13 protein-coding genes are annotated in these 22,163 nt (G+C 72.9%); 9 read left to right on the forward strand and 4 right to left on the reverse strand.

The window, feature by feature from the left end; all coding sequences use genetic code 11:
• Positions 1 to 2 precede the first annotated feature (2 nt).
• From ACIRS1_RS18980 to ACIRS1_RS18990, 3 genes are all read right to left on the reverse strand, one after another.
• The gene (locus ACIRS1_RS18980; RefSeq protein WP_402841052.1) at positions 3 to 1,085 is read right to left on the reverse strand and encodes a methyltransferase; all 1,083 of its coding nucleotides are present in this window, start codon (positions 1,083 to 1,085) and stop codon (positions 3 to 5) included.
• Positions 1,086 to 1,167: 82 nt separating this feature from the next.
• Positions 1,168 to 1,614 (reverse strand): nuclear transport factor 2 family protein, encoded by a 447-nt coding sequence (locus ACIRS1_RS18985; RefSeq protein ID WP_360213289.1) that lies wholly within the window; start codon positions 1,612 to 1,614, stop codon positions 1,168 to 1,170.
• A 54-nt stretch (positions 1,615 to 1,668) separates the two neighbouring features.
• The gene (locus ACIRS1_RS18990) at positions 1,669 to 2,553 is read right to left on the reverse strand and encodes an SDR family NAD(P)-dependent oxidoreductase (RefSeq protein WP_402841055.1); all 885 of its coding nucleotides are present in this window, start codon (positions 2,551 to 2,553) and stop codon (positions 1,669 to 1,671) included.
• Positions 2,554 to 2,812: 259 nt separating this feature from the next.
• Here ACIRS1_RS18990 and ACIRS1_RS18995 point away from each other — a divergent pair, with 259 nt between their 5' ends.
• From ACIRS1_RS18995 to ACIRS1_RS19015, 5 genes are all read left to right on the forward strand, one after another.
• A complete protein-coding gene (locus ACIRS1_RS18995) occupies positions 2,813 to 3,364 on the forward strand; it encodes an EF-hand domain-containing protein (RefSeq protein WP_402841057.1) in 552 nt (183 codons plus the stop codon).
• A gap of 336 nt (positions 3,365 to 3,700) precedes the next feature.
• Entirely contained in the window at positions 3,701 to 4,960 is a 1,260-nt protein-coding gene (locus tag ACIRS1_RS19000; protein ID WP_402841060.1) for a cytochrome P450, read from the forward strand.
• A complete protein-coding gene (locus tag ACIRS1_RS19005; RefSeq protein ID WP_402841216.1) occupies positions 4,957 to 12,189 on the forward strand; it encodes an amino acid adenylation domain-containing protein in 7,233 nt (2,410 codons plus the stop codon). The genes ACIRS1_RS19000 and ACIRS1_RS19005 overlap by 4 nt, the downstream gene beginning before the upstream one ends.
• A gap of 28 nt (positions 12,190 to 12,217) precedes the next feature.
• Positions 12,218 to 14,749, forward strand: coding sequence for an FAD-dependent monooxygenase (locus tag ACIRS1_RS19010; RefSeq protein WP_402841063.1), 2,532 nt, complete (start codon positions 12,218 to 12,220; stop codon positions 14,747 to 14,749).
• Positions 14,750 to 14,879: 130 nt separating this feature from the next.
• Positions 14,880 to 15,713 (forward strand): 50S ribosomal protein L11 methyltransferase, encoded by an 834-nt coding sequence (locus ACIRS1_RS19015; RefSeq protein ID WP_402841065.1) that lies wholly within the window; start codon positions 14,880 to 14,882, stop codon positions 15,711 to 15,713.
• Positions 15,714 to 15,746: 33 nt separating this feature from the next.
• On the opposite strand, the gene ACIRS1_RS19020 is transcribed toward ACIRS1_RS19015, so the two are convergent.
• Positions 15,747 to 16,670 (reverse strand): LLM class flavin-dependent oxidoreductase, encoded by a 924-nt coding sequence (locus tag ACIRS1_RS19020; RefSeq protein ID WP_402841075.1) that lies wholly within the window; start codon positions 16,668 to 16,670, stop codon positions 15,747 to 15,749.
• Between the two features lie 603 nt (positions 16,671 to 17,273).
• Here ACIRS1_RS19020 and ACIRS1_RS19025 point away from each other — a divergent pair.
• Genes ACIRS1_RS19025 through ACIRS1_RS19040 form a run of 4 tightly spaced genes read left to right on the forward strand, consistent with a single transcriptional unit; the run spans position 17,274 to position 22,064 of the window.
• A complete protein-coding gene (locus ACIRS1_RS19025; RefSeq protein WP_402841078.1) occupies positions 17,274 to 18,740 on the forward strand; it encodes an NAD(P)/FAD-dependent oxidoreductase in 1,467 nt (488 codons plus the stop codon).
• Positions 18,737 to 20,155: an aspartate aminotransferase family protein gene (locus tag ACIRS1_RS19030; RefSeq protein WP_402841080.1), complete on the forward strand. Its 1,419-nt coding sequence runs from the start codon at positions 18,737 to 18,739 to the stop codon at positions 20,153 to 20,155. The genes ACIRS1_RS19025 and ACIRS1_RS19030 overlap by 4 nt, the downstream gene beginning before the upstream one ends.
• Positions 20,152 to 20,589: a hypothetical protein gene (locus tag ACIRS1_RS19035; RefSeq protein WP_402841082.1), complete on the forward strand. Its 438-nt coding sequence runs from the start codon at positions 20,152 to 20,154 to the stop codon at positions 20,587 to 20,589. Before ACIRS1_RS19030 ends, ACIRS1_RS19035 begins: the two co-directional genes overlap by 4 nt.
• Entirely contained in the window at positions 20,586 to 22,064 is a 1,479-nt protein-coding gene (locus ACIRS1_RS19040) for a GMC family oxidoreductase N-terminal domain-containing protein (protein ID WP_402841085.1), read from the forward strand. Before ACIRS1_RS19035 ends, ACIRS1_RS19040 begins: the two co-directional genes overlap by 4 nt.
• Positions 22,065 to 22,163: the final 99 nt, after the last annotated feature.

Here is a 22,163-nt window from a genome sequence, read left to right on the forward strand (position 1 = left end):
GCTCAGCCGGACACCGGCTTGCGGGCGCGGAGGACGACGTCGAACCGCCCGGAGGTCTGGCGGTCCAGCGGCTCGAAACCCGCTTCGGTGTACCACTGCTCGAATTCCCGCGGGGTGTAGGTGCGGCCCTCGGGCGATGCGACGGTGTGGAGGTACGCCGACAGGAACGCGGCGTGCACGGGACCGGTCTCGTCGTCCTCCTGGGCGCAGGTGACGATCACCAGGTGACCGCCCGGTTCCAGCGCCCGGTAGGCCCGCTCGAAGAGGTCGCGGACCTGCTCCGGAGACCAGATCTCCAGGAAGCGGGAGAACAGGACGCAGTCGTGGGACGTGGGGAGTTCGTCCTGCAGAACGTCGGTTCCCACCGCGCGGATCCGCTCGGACAGGCCGACCTCGGCGATCCGGTCGTTCGCCGTCTTCGCCACGTTCGGCAGTTCGAGAATGGTTGCCCGGAGGTCGGGCCAGCGTCGGGCGAAGCCGATGGCATTGGTACCGGTGCCCCCGCCGACGTCCAGGACACGGCGATACGGCGAGAGGTCCAGGGCGTTGACCAGGTCCTCGACCGCCGAGCGGCTCTGGTGCTCCATCATGGCGGTGAACAGCTTCTCGAGGTTCTCGTCCTCGGCCAGGCGTTCGTAGAGCGTGGTTGCCGACGAGCCGGCGAGGAGTTCGCGGTGCAACCCCAGGTTGTCGTTGTGCACCAGCGATTCGTAGAGCCAGCCGATCGGCCGGTACAACATCTCGTGCGTGTAGCGGATGATGACCGGCATGAACTCGCCGGGATCGCCCGCCACCAGATCGGTCGCGGCGGTGTTGTAGTACGCCTGGCCGTCCTTGCGCACGAGATCGAACGCACAGCATCCCAGCAGCAACACGTGACCGGCACGCTTCTCCAGCCCCAGCGCGGCGACGATCTCGTCGAGAGTGCTGCCCGGCCGCTCTCTGAGCAGGGCGAACAATTCCAGGCGTAGTGCGGCGTGCAGGAACGGGAACCGGAAGCTGGTGTACACCAGCTTCCACAGCTCGTCCATGGCGGTCGCCGACTGTTCGGTCGTTGACGGTGCGGTCGTTGACGGTTCGGTCATGGTGATCCCCTTCGTGGCGGGGTCGTGGCTCACGTGCACTGGGCGCGGACATGCGCGGGGAGGGAGGGGGCGAACGGGGTCGTCAACCCCGGGCCATCGTCGGCAACAGCTGCTTCCAGGCGAGCTCGCCGCCGGCCGCCGCCATCACGGACCAGGGGTCCCAGAAGTCACGGTAGAGAGCGATCAGGCCCTGCTCGAAGCGGACCACCGACAGGTAGGTCTGGAGGTACTGGCCGCCGGTGGCGAGCAGCGTGCACTCGCCGGTGAAGCCCGCGATGACCAGGTCGTCCGCGTCGGCGGTGTAGAACTCGGGTTCGGAGAAGTCGACCTTCAGCTGCTCACGGAACATCGTCATCTGGGCGAGCAGTTCCTTCCGGCCCTGCATGCGGGAGGGCAGACCCCAGGCCGGGTAGGGGAATTCGAGGATTCCGTCCTCGGCGAAGAGGTCGATCCACTCCTCGATCCTCGCCTCCGACAGCAGGTCCAGGCTGTGGGTGAACAGGTCCTTCAGTTCCTGCGACGTGGTCATACCGACTTTCCTCTCGTGGTGTTGTGTGTGTGGGGGGATTCGCGCAGCTCGTCTTCAACGGGCGGATGTGACGATGCCGTTGAGGATCCGGTCGATCGCCCGGTCGGGCATCAGCCGGGCCAGCACGCGGCTGCCGACCGCGTCGCGGCCGACGCCGTAGCGGGTCCTGGGCCGCTTGGTGACCAGGGCGCGGAAGACCACCCGGGCGACGTCGTCGGGGGTCGTGCGGCTGGTCCTGGCCGAGGTCTCGTTGGCCTTCATGAACCGTGGGAACGTGCCGTTGTAGAGGTCCTGGACCGGTGCCGGGGCGCTCTCCAGCGCCCGGTTCCCCTCGTCGGACATCTTGCCCCAGAGCGGGGTGAGGACGGCGCCGGGCTGGACCACCACAACGGGGATCCGCTGCGGGGCGAGCTCCCGGCGCAGCGCGTCGCTGAGGGCCTCCTTGGCGAACTGGGCCGCGGCGTAGGCGCCGAGGTAGGGGATGGCGACGTTCCCGAGGCCCGAAGTGACGTTGACGATCCGTCCGACTCCTGCTCGCAGGAGGGGGAGGAAGCTCTGGATGGCCAGCAGTTGACCGATCACGTTGGTTTCGATCTGACGTCGCATCAGGTCGTGCGGTACGCACTCCAGCGGGGCCGTGACGGCGATGCCCGCGTTGTTGACCAGCCCGTACAGCCCCGCCGTACCGGCCGGCCCGGCGATCGCGCGCACGGCGTTCCGGACCGACTCCTCGTCCGTCACGTCGAGGACCACGGGGGTGAGTCGTCCGGTGGCGGCGGCGTGCAGCCGTTCCCCGTCCTCGGGGCGCCGGACTCCGGCGTAGACGTGGAAGCCCACCCGGGACAGCTGGAGCGCGCAGGCCTTCCCCAGGCCCGAGGAGGCTCCGGTGATGACAACGGCCCGGCCTGCGGGTGGCGTCGGGGCCGACGAATTCGACACGAACTTCCTCCTGGCGGCAGGACGTGGAGGGGGGCGGCCCCCACAGTAGGGGGAGCCGGCGATCAAATCCGGGATGAACACAGGGTTTTGGTGCGGCGCGGGCCGCGACGCGAGGGCTGTGTCAACGCTGGAGAGGTAACGCCGCTCGAAGGAGTGAAACGCGGGATCCGCCGCCCCGTCGCGTTGTGTTCCTCCGGCGGCCGGACCAATGATGATCGTGCACGATCGTGCACACCCCCCCAAAAAACGAGGACGTGACATGGCTACTGCCACGCAGGACGTCATCACCATCAAGCTCGAACGTACATTCGACAGCATGGATGCCGACAACGACGGCTACGTGGACTGGTCGGACTACCAGAAGCTCGCCGACCGCTACATCCAGGCCTACAAGCTCGGCAAGGACGACCGCCGCGCCAGGGCGCTCCACTCCTTCTTCCAGACGTACTGGCTGGAAATCCTGCGCCACGCCGGCGTTCAGCAGGACCGGCTGGCGAAGGACCAGTTCGTCCTGGCCAACCGCCTCGCCAGCATGGACACCAGCCGGATCAACCTGGCCGACGGTGCCGGGCACGTGGTCTTCGACGTCATCGACGTCAACGGTGACAACGAGATCAGCAAGGAGGAGTTCGCCCGGTTCCTGAAGGACGTGTGGCGCGTCGAGGCGCCTGACGCGATGGACACGTTCATGAAGCTGGACACCGACGGGGACGGCGCGATCTCGCGCCACGAGTTCATCCGTGCGGTGCGCGAGCACTTCCTCTCGGACAACCCGGACGCACCGGGCAGCCTGTTCTTCGGGCACGTCTGAGCGGAACGGGCTCCGGCCTGACCGAGCGCGTCCGTGACCGTGCGGTCAGGCTTCACCGATGAGGGCCCGAAGTGACCCCGCCCGCGCATCCCAACTCGCCTGGCGACAGCTCGACTCGACGCCCGATGGGCGAGCCGGGCACTCGGCGGAGGGCGGGGTCGCTTCGGGCCGTCGCACACCAACGGCGGCGGCCCCGGTTGGCGCCCTCGTGGTGGAGCCGCCTCGCCTCGCACCTGCGACCACGAGCGCTCGGCGAGGCCCACGAGCACGCACCACACCCCGGGCGGCCGCTCATCCACATCGTCCCGACGAACGAGGTCACCACCCTTGTCCTCCATGCCCCTCCCGAGCCGCTGTCCCTTCCCCCTGGACAGCGGTGCCGCGGACATCCACGGCGAGACCGCGGCGCTGCGTGTGCTGGGGCCCGCCGCCAGGGTCGTACTGCCGGGCGGTGTACCGGCGTGGTCGGTGACCGACCCGGGCCTCGTCCGGCGTCTGCTGGTCCACCCCCGGGTCTCCAAGGACGCCCGACTGCACTGGCCCGCCTATCTCGACGGCGACCTCCCCTCCGGATGGCCGCTGCAGATCTGGATCGAGATCCGCACCGTCCAGACGGCCTACGGCCCCGATCGCCGTCGGCTGCGCCGTCCACTGGTGCCCGCCTTCACCGCCCGCCGGGTACGCGACCTCGCGCCGCGGATCGAGGAGACCGTCTCCGAGCTGCTGGACCGCCTCGCCGAGGCCGCCAGAGCCGCCCCGGACGGGATCGTGGACCTGCGGGCACACTTCGCCGCCCGCTTGCCCTGGCTGACGGTCGCCGCGCTGGTGGGCCTGCCGGAGACCATGTACGACGGGTTCCAGGCCGTCAACGACAGCGTCTTCGAGACGAACCTGTCCGCGGCGCAGGCCGCCGCCATCACCGCCGAGGTGGCCCGGCTCTGCGACGACCTCATCGCCGTCAAGACCGAGCACCCCGGCGACGACCTCGCCACCACCCTGCTCGACACCCACCGTGAGGGCCTGCTGAGCGATCAGGAAGTGCCGGACAGCATCCTGATGCTGCTCGGCGCGGGCTACGGGACGACGGCCTGCATGCTCGACCACGCCGTGGTCAACCTCCTCACCCACCCGGACCAGTTGGAGCTGGCCGTGTCGGGCCGGGTCGGCTGGGAGCAGGTGGTGGAGGAGACCCTGCGCCACCAGGCCCCGGTCGCGAACTTCATCCTGCGCTTCCCCACCGAGGACCTGCACGACGAGACGACCGGGATGACCTTCGCACGTGGTGACGCCCTCGTCATCAACTACGCCGCGGCAGGCCGCGACCCCGCGGTGCACGGCGCTGACGCCGGTCGGTTCGACGTGACCCGCGCGACCACCCGTGACCACCTGGCCTTCGGCCACGGAGCCCACTACTGCCTGGGCGCCGAACTCGCCCGCCTCGAAGGGCGCATCGCCCTCCCGGCGCTCTTCTCCCGCTTCCCCGGGCTCGACCTCGCCGTCGCGCCCGACCGCCTCACCCCGCTGCCCTCCATCATCTTCAACGGGCACCGCGAGATCCCCGTCCGGCTCGAAGGGAACCCCGACACGTGGGCATGAACGACCAGGCCCCGCACCGGCTGTCTGCGTACCAGCGCGACCTCTGGTCCGCCGGCGCGCAGGCGCCGGAGTCACCGCAGTTCAACTGCGTGCTCCACGAGCGCCTGCACGGCGAGGTCGACCGTGACCGGCTCACGGCCGCGACCGCGCGCGCGTTGCGGAGCCACGAGACGTTCCGGTTGCGCTTCGAGGAGAGCGGCGGGATCCCGTCCCAGCGGGTGGCGCACGAGGGCGCCCCCGTCGCCGTGGTCGACCTGTCACGGGAAGCCGAGCCGGCGGCGGCCTGCGCCGCGTGGATGCGCCGCTCGATGACCGAAGCCCTGCCGCTCACGCAGGGCCCGCTGGTCGAAGCCACACTGCTGCTGGAGAGCCCGGACGTCACGCATCTGCACGTCAAGGCGCACCACATCGTGGCCGACGGCTGGACCCTCCACCGGCTGGGTCAGGAGATCCTCCTCGACTACGCCCGGGCGCGGCGTTGCGACCCGGAGCAGAGCGCCGGCGGGGCGCCCTCCTACCTGGCGTTCGTCGAGGAGGACGCCGCCCACCACGCCGGCGCGGACGGCGACCGTGACCGCGCCTTCTACCGGGACTACCTCGACGGCGTCGCACCCGCACTGTTCGAGCGCGCGACGGACAGGGGGCCGCGTGGACGCGGTCGCCACTCGTTCGTGATCGACGGTGCCCTCGTCGGCCGGGTCCGGGCCGCCGGATTCTCGCCGTTCGGCTATGTCGCGGCCGTGCTCGGTACGTACCTGACGCGCCTGCACCGAAGTGGGGAGGTGGTCCTCGGGGTTCCCTTCCTCAACCGTCCGACCGAGCGGCACAAGGTCGTCCTCGGGCAGTTCGCCAACACCTTGCCCCTGCGGGTCGCGGCACACGGCGGGCGGACCCTGCGGGACCTGCTCGCCGAGCTCCGGGACGCGACCGGTGCGCTCCGGCGTCACGAGCGGCTCTCGCTGGGCGAGGTCCTGCGGGCACGGTCCGGGCCGGCCCGGACCGCGGGGCAGCTCTTCGACGTGACGCTCTCCTACATGCACTGGCCCAGGCCGGACCGGGTCCCCGGATTCGAGCGGCGGACGGCGCTCATGGCGCCCTCGCACGACCAGGACGCGCTGGGCGTCGTGGTGTCCGCCTTCGACGACACGGCCGAGATCCGTGTCGACCTGGACTACGCCCGTGACGTCTTCGACGAGCACCTGCCCGTCGCGTCCGTGGCCGGTCACCTCACCACGCTCCTGGCGCGCGGTCTGGACCTGCTGGACCACCCGCTCCGCGAGATCCCCATGCTGACCACCGCCGAACACGGGGACCTCACCGTCGGGCGCGCCCGCGGCCCGCAGGTGCCCTTCGCGGACGAGGCGACCCTGCACGGTCTGTTCGAGGCACGGGCCGCCCGCCACCCGGACCGGACCGCGGTCACCGCCGCGGACGGGCAGACGCTGACGTACGCCGAACTCGACGCGCGGGCCAACCGCCTCGCGCGGGCCCTGCGCGCGGAGGGCGTCGGCCCGGACGACCGGGTCGCGGTGATGATGGAACGGGGGCCGCAGCTGCTGGTCGCGCTGCTCGGCGTCCTGAAGGCGGGCGGCGCCTACGTTCCGGTGGACCCCGGGCATCCGGCCGAGCGGGTGGGCTTCCTGCTGCGCGACAGCCGCGCCAAGGTGGTCATCGTCGACGACGACGCGCCCACCGCCCCGCCGGCGGGCGAGGCGGGCGTGCGACGCATCGGCGGCCTGCTGGTGGGCAGCGCAGCACCGGTCGAGCCGCTCGCCACCTCCCGCGACCTCGCCTACGTCATCTACACCTCCGGCTCGACCGGACAGCCCAAGGGCGTGATGGTCGAGCACCGGAGCGTGGTCAACCGCCTCGCCTGGATGCAGCGCCGCTACCCGCTCGGGAGCCGGGACGTCCTCCTGCAGAAGACGCCGGTCTCCTTCGACGTCTCCGTGTGGGAGCTGTTCTGGTGGGCCGTCGAGGGCGCGACCGTGGCGATGCTGCCACCCGGCGGCCAGCGGGACCCGCGCGAGGTCCTGCGGGCGATCCGCGAACACCGGGTCACGGCCGTGCACTTCGTCCCGTCGATGCTCGGTCCGTTCCTGGACCTCCTGGAGGAGTCCGCGGAGGCCCGCGAGGGCGTCCGGACCCTGCGGCACGTCTTCTGCAGCGGCGAGGCGCTGCCCGCGGCCGGGCTCGAGCAGTTCGACCGGGTGGCCGCGCAGTGCGGCCGCGAGCCCGGCGCCGAGCACCCGGTGCGGCTGGTGAACCTGTACGGCCCGACCGAGGCCACGGTCGACGTCTCGTCCTACGACTGCCCGGGCGGCTCCGCCCGCGGCGTCGCGCGGGTGCCCATCGGCCGGCCGATCGACAACACCAGGCTGTACGTGCTGGGTGCCGACGACCTGCCGCAGCCCGTCGGGGTCGCGGGCGAGTTGTGCATCGGCGGCGTCGGTGTCGCCCGGGGGTACCTCGGCCGCCCGGAGCTGACCGCCGAGAGGTTCGGCGCCGACCCCTTCGTGGCGGGCGGCCGCCTCTACCGCAGCGGGGACCTGGCCCGCTGGCTCGCGGACGGCACCCTGGAGTACCTCGGACGCCTCGACGACCAGGTCAAGATCCGGGGTCACCGCGTCGAGCCCGCCGAGGTGGCCGCCGTCCTGCGCACCGTCCCCGGCGTACGGGACGCCGTCGTGGTGGGCCGCCCCGCCCCCGACGACCGGGGGACCGTGCTGGCGGGCTACTACGTCGCCGAGACCCGGATCGGGACGGCGCTGTTGCGCGAACGGCTCGGGCGGACGCTGCCGGTGCACATGGTCCCGGCGTCGTTCACCCGGATCGACGGGATCCCGCTCACTCCCAACGGCAAGACCGACCACGCCGCGCTGCCGTCGCCGGACGACACCCCCGGGGGCGCCCCGGGCGGCCGGCCGCGCAATCCCACCGAGGCCGTCCTGGCCGCGGTCTGGGCCCGCGTGCTCGGCCATGAGGCCGTGGGGATCCACGACGACTACTCCACCCTCGGTGGCGACTCCATCCTGGCGCTCAGGGTGCGTGCCGAGGCGGAGGCCCGGGGCCTGCGCTTCTCGCTCACCGACCTCCTGCGGAACCCGACGGTGGCCGGCCTCGCCGCTCGCACCGCCGAGTACGACCCGAGCGGGACAGAAGCCCCCCCGGCTCCGTTCGCCCTCGTGGCCGACGTGGACCGCGCACGCCTCCGGGACGCCGAGGACGCCTACCCGCTGACCAGGCTCCAGCTCGGCCTGCTCTTCCACAGCCGCAGGCACGAATCCTCCGCCAGGTACCGGGACGTGTTCCGGTACACCCTCGACATGCCCTGGAACGACGAGGAGTTCCGCCGCGCCCTCGACCGGCTGACGGCGCGGCACCCGGCCCTTCGAACCGCCTTCGACCTGTCCGGCCCCGAACCGCTCCAAGTCGTCCACCCCCGCGTGCACGGCGCCCTGGAGACCGTCGACCTGCGTCCGCTCGGCGACGCCGCGGCCGACGCCGAGGTGCGCGCGCACGTCGAGGAACGCCGCCACCACCCGTACGCGTTCGACCGGGCGCCGCTCTACCTGTTCCGCGCCCACATCCGGCCCTCCACCGTCGACCTGGTCCTCAGCTTCCACCACGCGCTCCTGGACGGCGGCAGCGTCGCCACCCTGCTCCGGGAACTGCTCCAGGACTACGCCCACGGCCTCGGCCTGGACATCGGCCCGGTCGACGACACCCCGCCTCCCTCGGTGGCGACCCACGTGCGCCAGGAGCAGACCGCCCTGCGCTCGGAGGAGACCCGACGCTACTGGCGGGACAAGCTGACCGGCTGCGAGCCCCTGCCGATCGAGGCGTTCGCACCGCACAGGCCCGGTGACACCGCCCGGCCCGCCTCGCGGCGGGTCGACCTTCCCGGCGACCTCGTCGAGCAGGTGCGGCACTTCGCGGCCGAACACGCCCTGCCCGTGAAGTCCGTGCTGTTCGCGGCGCACGGCCTGACGCTCGCCGCGCTGGCCGGCACCCGTGAGGTGACCACCGGCCTGATCACCCACGGCCGGCCCGAGCTGGCCGGGGCGGAGCGCATCGCCGGGCTGTTCCTGAACACCGTGCCGATGCGGCTGGGCACCGGAGGGCGGAGCTGGCTGGAGGTGGCCCGCGAAGGCCTCCACCAGGAACAGGACGGTCACCCCCACCGCCACTACCCGCTGAGCGCCATCCAGGAGGACCACGGCGGGCCCGTCGTGGACACCGCTTTCAACCACGTCCACTTCCATCAGCTCGCCGACGTCATCCGCCTGCCCGGCCTGCGGCTGACGGCGTTCGACACCTGGGAGCAGAACGACCTCCGGCTCCTGGTGAACGCGGTCACCGAACCGGACGGCAGCGGGATGTGGCTGCGGATCGACTGCGACGGCGCGACGTTCTCCGCCGAACAGGGAGACCTCTTCGCGGCCGCCTACCTGGGCATCCTGCGTCGGATGCTCGAACAGCCGCACGGTGAAACGGACTTCGCCTTCCTCACCCCCCGGCCGAGGCTCGCCCGGGCCGGTGAGCACCCCACGGTCGTGGCGCGCATCGCCGACCGGGCCGCACGGACCCCGGACGCGACCGCCCTGGTCATGGGTGAGGAACGGTGGACCTACGCGCGCCTCGCCGAGGCCTCCGGGCACGTCGCCGCGCGGCTCTGCGCGCTGGGAGCCCCGGCGAACGCCCGGATCGGGATCGCCATGGAGCGCTCCCCGCGCACCATCGCCGTGCTCCTGGGCGTCCTGCGGGCCGGATGCGCCGTCGTCCCGATGGACGTCGGCTACCCCGCCGCCCGGCTGGCCACGATGGTGGAGCAGGCCCGGCCCTTCCGCGTCGTGGCCGGGTCCGCGCACGCCCACCTCGCCGGCGACCCGGCACTGCTGCTGCCCGCCGAGACGGCGACCACACCGGTGCCCGCGGGCGAGGACCGAGCCGGTGGCCACACCGTCACGGTGGCCGAGCGGCAGGCCGGGGTCGCCCCCGAGAGCACCGCGTACGTCCTGTTCACCTCGGGCTCCACCGGCACCCCCAAGGGCGTCGCCATGCCGCACCGGACCCTGGCCGGCCTGGTCGCCTGGCAGAACGGGCCGGCGCCCAGCGCCGTCCCGGGCGGCGTCACCCTGCAGTTCGCACCACTGAGCTTCGACATCTCCTTCCAGGAGATCTTCTCCACCCTGTGCTCCGGCGGCACGCTGTGCCTGGCCGGCGACGCCGATCGGCGCGACATGCCCGCACTGCTGCGCCTGCTCGACCGCGAGCGCGTCGAGCAGGCCTTCCTCCCGCCGGTGGCCCTCCAACAACTGGCCGAAGCAGTGGCCACGTCCGGATTCACCCCGCGGGCCCTGCGGGTGCTGATCCTCTGCGGCGAGCAGCTGCGCGTCACCCCGGAGGTCCGCGCGCTGTGCGCCCGACTGCCGGGGGTGGTGCTGGAGAACCAGTACGGCCCGACCGAGACGCACGTCGTCACCGCGTTCACCATGACCGGGGACCCGGCGGCCTTCCCGCTGCTGCCACCGATCGGCAAGGCCATCGACGGAGCCGAGGTGCACGTCCTGGACGAGCGGATGCGTCCGGTCCCGGCCGGGGCCCGCGGCGAGATCCACCTGGGCGGCGCGTGCCTGGCCGACGGCTACGAGGGCCGGCCGGACCTGACCAAGGAGCGCTTCCTCCCGCAGCCCTTCGCCGACGCCGACCGCCTGCTGTACTACACGGGCGACCTCGGGATGCTGCTCCCCGGCGGCGACGTCGTCTTCCTCGGCCGTGCCGACACCCAGGTCAAGGTGCGCGGCTTCCGCGTGGAGCCGGCGGAGGTGGAACTGGCCGCCACCGCCCTGGCACCGGGGCACCCCGGGCTGCGCGACGCCGCAGTCGTGGCCCGCCGGCGCGAGGACGGCGAGGTCTTCCTCGCCGCCTTCCTCCTCGGCGAGGGCACGGACGAGGACCTGGCCGCCATCCGTGAGCACCTCCGTGCGACCCTGCCCGACCACATGGTCCCCTCCCACCTGCAGTGGGTCACCCGGTACCCGCTGACCCCCAGCGGCAAGCGGGACGACGCGGCACTGCGGCGCGCGCCGCTGACCGTCCCGGTCCGCACCCTCGACGCCGGGCCGCGCGACGCGTACGAGCAGGCCCTGACCGAGATGCTGGCGGACGCGCTGTCCCTGGACGCGGTGGGGGTGCACGACAACCTCTTCGAGCTCGGCGGCACCTCCCTGACCGCGATGCGGCTGGTCAGCCGGATCGAACAGCGCTACCGGGTGCACGTCCCCCTGGCGCAGCTGATCGCGACACCCACCTGTGCGGGGCTCGCGGAGCGGCTGCGCGACGGCGGGGCGAGAGCCTCGTACGACCCGCTGGTGCCGGTCCGTCCGCAGGGCACCCGTCCGCCGGTGTTCATGGTCCACCCGATGGGCGGCAACGTCCTCTGCTACGTCCGCCTCGCCCGGCACCTCCCGGACGACCAGCCGCTCTACGCGCTCCAGGCCGCCGGCGCCGACCCGGGCACCACACCGCTGTGCAGCGTCGAGGAGCTGGCGGACAGCTACCTCACCGCCCTGCGGAGGGTTCAGCCGCAGGGCCCCTACACGATCGGGGGGTGGTCCTTCGGCGGGTTCGTCGCCTTCGAGATCGCCCGCCGGCTGCGGGCGGCGGGCGAAGAGGTGACCCGCCTGCTGGTGCTGGACACCACCGCACTGGCCCGGGGGCCGCGCGTTCCGCACAGCGCGGAGGCCGTGCTGGAGTGGTTCTTCCACGAGCTGCTCTGGCTGCGGGACGGCAGCGACTCGCCCGCGCGGGCCATTCCCGACGGACTCCGTTCGCCGGAGGAGAAGTTCGCCTTCATCGCCCGCGTCGCGAGCGAGCGCGGGGTCCTGCCGGCCGGCAGCTCCCCGGCCCTGATCCGCCGGCTGTTCCGCGTCTACCGGGCCAACTGGCAGGCAGCGCTGGCCTACCGGCCCCCGCTGGAGGACCACGACCTCACGCTGATCCGCGCCACGGAGCCGCTGCCCGCCGTCCTCGACGCCATGCACCGCGCCGCCCGCAGCCGCCACCAGGACCCCTGCAACGGCTGGAGCGGCATGACCGGCGGGCGGATCCACGTCGTCGGCGTCCCCGGCGACCACTTGACGATCATGGAGGAACCGCACGTGGCACACGTCGCCCGAAGCGTCGCGGACCTCCTGCGAACCGACGCCGTCCCCACCGCACGGTAAGGCAGGAAGAGTGTCACCCAAGCCCCCCGTGAAAGCCCTGATCATCGGCGCCGGCATCGGCGGTCTGACCTGCGCGGTCGCCCTGAGGCGCGTCGGCATCGACGTCGAGGTGTACGAGCGCGCCACCGGGCTGCGCGCCGCCGGCTCCGGCATGTCGGTCATGAGCAACGCCGTCACCGCCCTGGCCACCCTCGGGATCGACCTCGGCCTGGACAAGCGCGGCCAGACCGTGGAGTCGTTCACGATCACCGACCCGCGCGGCCGGCGCATCAGGGACCTGCCGTTCAAGGAGGCCTGCGGGCGAGTGGGCGCGCCCAGTGTCTGCCTCAGCCGTACGGACCTCCAGGAGGCCCTGCTGGCGGAGGCCGCGGACTGCCCGGTCCACCTGGGGGCGGTCGCCACCGGTTTCGAGGCCGACGACGCCGGTGTCACCGTCCGCTTCGCGGACGGGCGTACGGCGAGCGGCCGCATCCTGGTCGGAGCCGACGGCTTCGACTCGGCCGTGCGGCGCCACCTCGCTGGCCCCGAAGCGCCGCGGGACAGCGGCTACTTCTACCGGCTGGGCATCGCCTCCTTCCGACACCCGCGCGTCACCACCGGCAGCGTGCGCCACTACTGGGGCAGGGGCCGGCGGTTCGGCCTGATCGACATCGGCCACGGCCGCTGCTACTGGTGGGCGGCGCTGCCCACGGTCGGGGATCCGGCCGGCGGGGACGGCGCCGACCGCGTCAAGGACGCCCTCGGGAGGTCCTTCGCCGGCTGGGCCGACGAGGTGCGCGCGGTGATCGAGGCCACGCCGCCGGAGGACGTCCTCACCGTGCCCTCCCACGACCGGACCTTCCTGGAACGGTGGGGAGACGGCCCCGTCACGCTCCTCGGGGACGCGGCACACCCCATGCTGGCGACCCTCGGACAGGGGGCGGCCATGGCCATCGAGGACGCCGTCGTCCTGGCCCGCACCCTCACCGAGCCCGCGACGGCCGACGACCCGGTGTCGGCCCTGCGCGTCTACGAAGGGCGGCGGCGCGACCGCACCAGGGCGATGGTGGCCGCGTCCCACGCCGCGAGCGACGTCGCCCAGGAGGACCGCCGCGGCCGGCGGCTGGCCCGGGACGCCTACTTCCGGTCGGTGCCCCGCGGCGTCCTCGTCCGGCAGACCGTGCAGGCCCTCACGTTCCCCGGAATCCCGGCCGCCGAACCGATCGAGGTCCGGCGCGAGCTCAGCCCCCTGGAGCGCTGGTACTGGATCGCCGACCGGACCTCGCCCCTCAACGTCATCGCCCGGGTCCGTGTGCACGGACACCTGCCGCCGTCGCTGCTGCGCCGCGCGCTGGACGTCCTCCAGGTCCGGCACCCCCTGCTGCGCGTCGCGATCGCCGACCGCGGCACCGGGGCGGACCCCGTGTTCGTGCCGGTGGACGGGCGGCGGATCCCGCTCCGGCACGTCGACGTACCGGCGGACGATCCCGCCGCCGACGCGCAGTGGGAGCGCGAGGTCAACGACCACGAGCTCGCGCAGAGCGTCGACTGGCGTACCGGGCCACTGCTGCGCGCAGTGGTGATCACCTCGGGACGGAACGGCGCGGACGGTGAGAGGGACGTCCACGACCTGGTGCTGACGGCCTCGCACTGCATCGCCGACGGAAGGACGTGCCTGTCCCTGCTGCGGCAGTGGATCGAGCTCGCCGCGCAACCCGATGCCGGTACGCCGCCGCACGCCGCCTCGTGGCGGGCGCTGCCCGCGACGGAGGACCTCCTCCCGCGCCGCCACCGCGGCCCGGCGGGGGCCGCGGGGCTGGGGTTGATGATGCTGCGGGACCGGCAGGCGGCCCGGCGGGATCCCGCCCAGCGCGTCGTCCCCAGCCGCCCGGTCCCCTTCGGGACACGGCGCACGCGGATGGTGCACCGGCTCCTGACCGCCGAGCAGCTGGAACAACTGGTGCTGGCGGCCAGGCGGCACGGCACCACGGTCCACGGGGCCCTGGCCGCCGCGATGGTCACGGCCGTCGCGCGGGACGCGGGAGCCCCGCCGAGCACGTGGTTCTCCATCGGCTCGCCGGTCGACTTCCGCGGGGACCTCGATCCGGCCGTCGCCCCCGACGAGGTCGGCACCTTCGTGGCCACGGTGCCCACCCGCGTCCGCTACGAGCCGGACGGGTCCCTGTGGCCCGCGGCCCGGGCGATCAGCCAGGACCTGGTGCGACGGCGAAGGCGCCGGGAGCACCTGTCCATGCTCAGCCTGCCGCGCTGGGCGGGGCCGAAGTCGACGGCGGACAGCGAGGCGTTCATGCGGTTCATGGAGGAGAAGGGGCCGATCAACCTCTGTCTGTCCAATGTCGGACGCCACGTGTTCCCCGAACAGGTCGGCTCGTGGCGCGTCTCCGACGCACAGTTCGTCACGGGCATCTCGGTGGTGGGCGCCGTCGTGGCGACCGCCACCACCAGTCACGGCCGGCTCGCCTGGAACTTCGGCTACGTCGTAGGCCTGATCCCGGAGCCTCGCGGCCGGCGGATCGCCGACGACGCCGTCCGCACCGTGCTGTCCGCCCTCGCCGACTGACCGGCCCGACGGGCCGGGCGTCACGACATCCCGAGAAGCGCCGACCGGTCCCCGATCCGCCGGAGTCCCGGACGCCTGCGCTCCTCGGACCCCGCCAGCCGCTTCCCCAACCCGAAAGGTCCTCACCGCGATGACCCACGCTCCGACCCGGACGCTGCCGCGGCGCCGCACCCTGCCCGCCGGCCAGAGCGGTTCGCTGTGGCAGTCCCGTCCCTCGTGCGGGATCTTCGAGTTCCGCGGCATGCGTCTGCAACTGGCGGTGGAGGACCCCGCCGAGGTCCTCTTCCCCACCGATTGCGGGCTGAGCCTCATCGCCGCCCTCAACGGTGACGACGCTCCCGACCTGAACGGCGTCAACGCCCTGGACATCGGGGCCGGTTCGGGCCTCTACAGCGTCGCCCTGCTCGCAGCCGGCGCCAAGCGGGTGACCGCCCTCGACATCAACCCGGCCTCCGCGGCCCAGACCGTGGCGAACGTGCTGACCAACGGTCTCGACGCCACCCGGTTGACCTGTGTCACCTCGCCGGTGGAGGACTACGCACCGCACGGCACGTTCGACCTGGTGATCACGAATCCGCCGCACCTGCCGCACGACCCCGGCTACGCGAGGGGAGACGGCCTGGAAACCGCTCTCGTCGCGAAGGAGGGAGGCCGCGCGATGTACGACGCCGTGGTCGAGCGGATGGACACGCTCCTCGCACCGGGCGGCATCCTGCTCATGGCGCACTCCTCGCTCGCCGACATCCCCCGGACCGTCGCGCAGCTCACCGGGCGCGGCTATGAGACGCACACGCTCGAGATCGTCGAGATGGACATCCCGCTCCTGACGTACGCGGAGCACAAGGACACCATGCTGGGCCTGTTGAAGGAACGGCGGGCGGCCGGCCGGGCGGACTTCGACGGATCCCGCTTCACGGTGCACGCCCTGATGTTCCGGCGCCCCCTTGCCTCCGCCGGTCGCTGACGCCGACGGTGGTGGGCATGGCCGACGACGGCCTCACGGACGGCCGGCCGGGGAAGCGGGTCCGAGGGGATCGGCTCCCGGACCGGAGGGAACAGGGGGTCCGGATCCGATCCGAGCGCGGACGAGTTCGACCGGGCCCCGGAACCAGCCCAGTTTCTCCACCCACCAGGTGAGGCCGGCCGCCCGGTACGGGGCGACGACCGCGGCGTCGGCGTCCCGCCGTAGGCCGGACGTCTGACCCTCCATCACCACGTCGAACGGTCCCTCCTGGACGGTCCGGTGGGCGCGGACGTAGGAGACCACGGCCTCCAGGTCGGCGGGAGGCATCATCTGGGTGTGGCCCACGCCCGCCCGGGTGGGGAAGACACCGTCCCAGTGCGCCGCCCGCCGCATGGGCCGTCGTGAGGGCCAGGTGCCGGCGATCCACACGGGGATGCGAGGACGCTGCGGGCTCACCGGTTGGAAGTCGAGGTCCGTGACGGTGAACCAGCGGCCGTGGAAGGTGAAGGGCCGGCCCGCCCACAGCCCATCGAGTACGTGGAGGGCTTCGTCCAGCTTCTCCGCCCGCACCCGTGGGTCCGGGTCGTGGCCCAGTGCCCGGAACTCGGCGGCGGAGGACCCCAGGCCGGCGCCGAAGACCAGCCGTCCGCCGGTGAGGAGGTCCAACGCGACGGTTGCACGGGCGACTTCGGCAGGGCGCTTGAGGGCGAGCACGCTGACCATGACGCCGAGTCGCAGGCGCTCCGTGTCGGCGGCGACGGCGGCCAGGGTGGTCCACGAGTCGGTGACGTGCTCGTCCGGGTGCTCCGCGACCTGGCCGTCCCAGAGGAAGAAGCCGTCCCAGCCGGACCGCTCCGCGAGCGCTCCCAGTTCGCGGAGCAGGCGGGGATCCGCGTACTCGCGCCTGTTGGGCAGTCCGACGGCGTATCGCAGCGGCTGCTGTGGCGTGGCGTCCATGGCGTGTCACCTTCCTGGTCGCCGAGCTGATCGCCTTCGCGATCGGACGCGACGTCGCGACATCGCTGACGCGACGTGGTCCAGCCTCGATGATGTCGGCCGCGCGACGACCGGGGCAACCGGAGCGGCGTCGCTCCGGTCACCCGGCGGGGTCACCGGGGACGAGCGGGCGCAGGCCCGTCCGACGCCGCGGCCGTCGGCTGCCCCGTCGTCGGGCGGGCTCCGCCCGGGCCGTCGCACGTGTGCGAATCGCGGCAGGTCAGCGGCGCCTCCGCAGGCCGGGAGTCAGGCGCGGTGCTAGGGTCCTCTGGGAGCCTGAATCGCCCGGCGGTGATTCCGAAGGCCTCCCCGTGAGGCGGTGCCTCCCCCGTCGGGACGGCACGCCACCCTCCCCTGACACCAGTGATCGACCGGAGCCTCCGGCCGCTGCGGGTCGCGGCGGGGCGGAGGCGCCTCCGAAGCCGGCGAGGCCGTGCCTGCGCCGCCCAGACCTTCCACACCTCCCCGTTCACCACCTCCGGACGGAACAGCGCCGGAGGATTCGAAGGGAGCAGCGATGTCCGAGAACAGCGCGGCCTCGGCGGCGGCCTCGTGAGCGGCCCGGTGGCGGGTCCGGCAGCGCGGGACGGCCGGGCGGCGGCCGGGGCGCCCGGCGACGAGGTCCTGGTGATCGGCGGCGGGTTCACCGGCCTTGCCGCCGCCCACGAGCTCGCCCTGGCCGGGGTGGCCTGCCGGGTGCTGGAGCGTGAGCCGTTCGTCGGCGGCCTGGCAGGGTCGTTCGAGGTCGGGGGAGCCCGGCTCGAACGCTTCTACCACCACTGGTTCTCCTCCGACCTGGAGGTCCGGGGGCTGTGCGCGGAGCTCGGCTGCTCCCACCTGCTCCAGCCGCACCGGACCCGGACCGGCGTCTACTACGCGAACTCGGTGTACCGGTTGTCGAGCCCGTGGGACGTGCTGCGGTTCGCCCCCCTCCCGCTGCCCGACCGGGTCCGGCTGGGCTGGTCCGCGGTGCGCGCCCACCGGGTGCGGCACTGGCGGGACCTGGAGGACCTCACGGCCCGGGAGTGGCTGGTGGGGCTGAGCGGGCAGCAGGTCTACGAGACCGTCTGGCGTCCGCTGCTGGAAGGCAAGTTCGGCCAGTACGCGACCGAGGTCGGCGCCACCTGGATGTGGACCAAGCTCCACCTGCGCGGCGGCAGCCGGTCACACAGCGGCCGCGAGGTCCTCTACTACCTGCGGGGTGGCTGCGCGGCCCTGCTGGACGCGTGGGTCTCGCGCCTCTCCGAACTGGGAGTCCGGATCTGCACCGACACCCCGGTACGGCAGGTGGTGACCGACGCCCACGGGGTGTGCGGGGTCCGCACCGGGAACGGCGTACTGCCCGCACGGCGGGTCCTGGCCACCACGGCGCCGGACCTGCTCGCCGGCTTCCTCGCCCCCGCCGCCGCCGGACCACCGCCCCATCCGAACGTGCCGGCCGTCCGGCGGCGATTGTCCGACATCCCCTACCTCGCCAATCTGTGCCTGGTGCTGCAGAACGACCGGTCGCTGTCGGACACCTACTGGCTCAACGTCACCGACCCCTCCTTCCCGTTCGTCGGCGTCATCGAGCACACCAACCTGGAGGAATCCGACGCCTACGCCGGGCGCCACCTGGTCTACCTGTCCGCCTACCTCCCGACCAGTGCCGAGCTGTACCGGATGGACGACGACGCGGTGTTCCACGCCAGCCTTCCGCACCTGAGCCGCATGTTCCCGCAGTTCCACCGCGACTGGGTCCGGCGCTACCACGTCTGGCGCGCCGACCACGCCCAGCCGGTCATCACCCCGCACTACTCCGACCGCATCCCGGCGATGGAGACCGACGTCCCGGGGCTCTACCTGGCCAGCATGGCCCAGGTCTACCCCCAGGACCGGGGCACCAACTACGCCATGCGGCAGGGGCGGCACGCCGGCCGCCTGATCGCCGACCGGATGCGGACCGCGCGCCGTACGGCCCCCGATCCACGACTTCCCGGCGCCGGGCACGGCACCGGTCCGCAGTCCGGCCCCGAGGAGGGGACGCCATGAACTCCCTGATCAGCACCGAGGACTGCGAGCGGATGCCGATCGCGCGGGTGCACGAGCTCTACCGCCGCCATGTCAGCCGGGGCCAGGTGACGCTGCTCTCCGCCTTCGGCTTCGGCCGCGACGTCGTGGACAGCGCCGCGGGCTGCTGGATCACCCTGCGCGACGGTCGGCGCGTCCTGGACTTCACCGGCGGGATCGGCGTCCTGAACCACGGCCACAACCACCCCCGCATCCTGGCCGCCCGCCGGCGCTTCCAGGATCTGCAGCGCATGGAGGTCCACAAGAACTACTTCTCACCGTACGTCGCCGCCCTCGGGCACAACCTGGCTCAGCTGCTGCCCGCGGACCTCGACGTCAGCTACTTCCCCAACTCGGGCGCCGAGGCTGTCGAGGGCGCCCTGAAGATGGCCTACAAGTACCACCGCGGCCACCGCGGCACCGTCCTGCACAGCGACATCGCCTTCCACGGCAAGCTGCTCGGCGCCGGGAGCCTGACCGCCTCGCCGGAGGTGCACTTCAGCTTCCCGCGGATCCCCGGCACCGACGGTTTCGCCTTCGACGACCTTGCCTCCCTCGAACTGGCCCTGGAGCGCCACACTACGCCCGAGGGCGGGAGCGACGTCTACGCGTTGGTCCTGGAGCCCTTCAGCGCCTCCAGCCTCCGCGAGTGCTCGGAGGAGTTCCTGCGCGAGGCACGCCGGCTGTGCACCGAGCAGGACATCGTCCTGATCTTCGACGAGGTCTACACCTCCTGGGGAAGGACCGGCTCCCTCTTCCACTTCATGCGCCACCCCGGCCTGGTCCCGGACGTGGTGACGACCTCCAAGTCCTTCGGCGGCGGCAAGTCGTCCATCTCCGGCTACGTCGCCAGGGAGCCCGTCTTCCGCAGGGCCTACGACTCGCTTCCGGACGCCACCCTGCACAGCACCACCTACTACGGCTTCGGAGAGGAGACGGCCACCGCACTGGAGGCCGTGGCGATCGCGGTCGAGGACGACTACCCGGCCAGAGCCCGCCGCCTCGGCGAACGGCTGCGCCGCGGCCTCACCGCCGTCGCCGCCGACCATCCGCACCTGATCGCGGAGGTGCGCGGCACCGGCGCCCTCCAGGGCGTCGTCCTGCGCCACGGTCCGGCCGCCCTCGACCACGCGCTGCGGCTGCTGCCCTCCTCCTTCGCGCGCGACCCGCAGGCCGGGGCGAAGCTGGCCACCGCCGCCGTCGTCGCCGCCCTCTACCGTGACCACGGTGTGCTCACCTACTACGGCTCCAATCACGACCTCCCCCTGATCGTCGCGCCTCCCCTGGTGGCCGAGGACTCCGACCTCGACCTCTTCCTGGAGGCCCTGGACGCGGTACTGGCCAAGGGGATGCCCCGTCTCCTGGCAGGCCTGGTCAGGGAGAAGGTCGGCGCATGAGCTCCCCGGCGGCCCGTCCCGCACCGCCCGCCGAAGGGTTCCGCACCGCGCGGGAGCACCGTCGCCTGCGGGCCTGGGAACGGCGCGTACGCTCCGCCGGGCTCCCGCCGCTCTGGGCGGGCCGCTGCACGGCCCTGTCCGAACCGTCCCGCCAGGCCGCCGCCGTCCGGCACACGGCCGCCACCCTCGCCGTCCTCCCGAAGCCGTACCGCCTGGCGTTCGCCCTGCTGATGCGGGTGTTCCCGGTCGCCGTCGTCCTCGCGGACCCGACCGGCCCGCTCCGGGGCACCTCGGACCGGGCCCGTCCGCAACGGGTCGCCGACCGGCTCTCCACGGTGCCCGGCTGCGCCGAACTCCTCAGGGTGAGCCTTGCGCTGGCCCTGCACGGCGCTCTGGACGGGGCCTCCACCACACCACCGCAGGAGCCCGGATGACCAGGACCGTCCGTACCGTCCGTTGCGACGCCCTGGTGATCGGCTCGGGAGCCGGCGGCAGCACCGCGGCCCTGGAGCTCGCCGCCGCGGGCCGGGAGGTCCGCGTCCTCGAGGAGGGCCCGCTCGTCCCGCAGGCGAGGATCACCCGGGCGTCCCCGGCGGAGAACCTGCGTCTGCTCTACCGCCAGGGCGGTCTGGTGCCCATCCACGGCGCACCCACCATCCCCTTCGGGGAGGGGCGTTGCGTCGGGGGGACCACCGTCGTCAACGGAGGTCTGCTCTGGCGTCCTCCGGAACACCTGCTGGAGTGCTGGGCGTCCGCCGGCGTCGACGGCTTCCGGGCCCACCACCTCGCTCCGCACCTGGCCGAGGCGGAGCGGCGCCTCGGTGTCATCGACCAGCCGCCCGGGCGGGGAAACCGCGACTCGGTGCTGCTCGCCCAGGCGGCCGACCGGCTCGGCTGGCGCTGGGCACCGGCCCGCCGGGCGGTCCAGGGCTGCCGGCACGCCAACCGGTGCGTCACCGGCTGCCCCAGCGGGGCCAAGCAGAGCATGCTGGTGAGTTACCTGCCCGCCGCCGAACGGCTCGCAGCGGTCATCGAGCCCGACACCCGGGTCGTCTGGCTCGAACACGACGGCACCCGGGTCACCGTCGTGCACGCCCTGCGCGGCGGCCGACGGCTGCGCTACCTCCCGCGGACGGTGTTCCTGGCCGCAGGCCCGATCGGCAGCGCGCTGCTGCTGCGGCGCAGTGGCATCGGCGGACGCGGCCCGGGCCGGGCCATCGCGTTCCACGTCAACTTCCGCACGGTGGCGCGCTTCGGCGAATCCGTCCGCGCAGCCGAGGGCACCATCTTCACCGCGCAACTGCAGGAGTTCGCCGACCGGGGCGTGCGGGTGATGCCCGGGAACCTCACCCCGGGGTCGCTCGCCGCGGCGCTGGCCGCCCACCCCGCCGGGACGGTGGACCGGATGCTGGCCCAGCTGGACCGGATCGCGGTCTACACGACGCAGGTGAGCGTCCAGGGCACCGCACGGCTGCTGGTGGTACCCGGCCTCGGCGCGGTCCTGCGGCACCGCCTGACCGGCAGCGACCGGGACCTCCTCCGCTCCGCGTTCCGGCGCACCGCCGAGCTCCTCCTGGAGGCGGGCGCGGTCGAACTGCTGCCGCCCGCACCCGCCGGCCTGACCACGGCCGCGCAGGCGGCCGACTTCGCGGTGCACGGCCGGCCCGAGAGCTGGGACCTGATCTCCGTTCACGCCATGGCGTCCTGCCGGATGGGTCCGCCCACCCTGGGCGGAGTGTGCGACGCCCAGGGACGCCCGCACGGCTTCACCAATCTGCGGCTGTGTGACGCGAGCGTCCTGCCGGGCGCCACCGGTGTCAGCCCGCAGGAGACCATCATGGGCTTCTCCCACCTGATGACGGCCCGGTACCTGGAGCGGCCCACCGACCGCCGGCCCGGGGGCACCTGAGCAGCCGTGGTCGGGGCGTGCGGCGCTCCGCCGTGGTGCCCGGCGTTCGGACGGGTCGCCCGGTGTCCTTGACACGACTCTGATGCCGCCCTGACGCGA

The organism is Kitasatospora sp. NPDC101176, from assembly GCF_044768035.1.
GTDB lineage: Bacteria > Actinomycetota > Actinomycetes > Streptomycetales > Streptomycetaceae > Kitasatospora.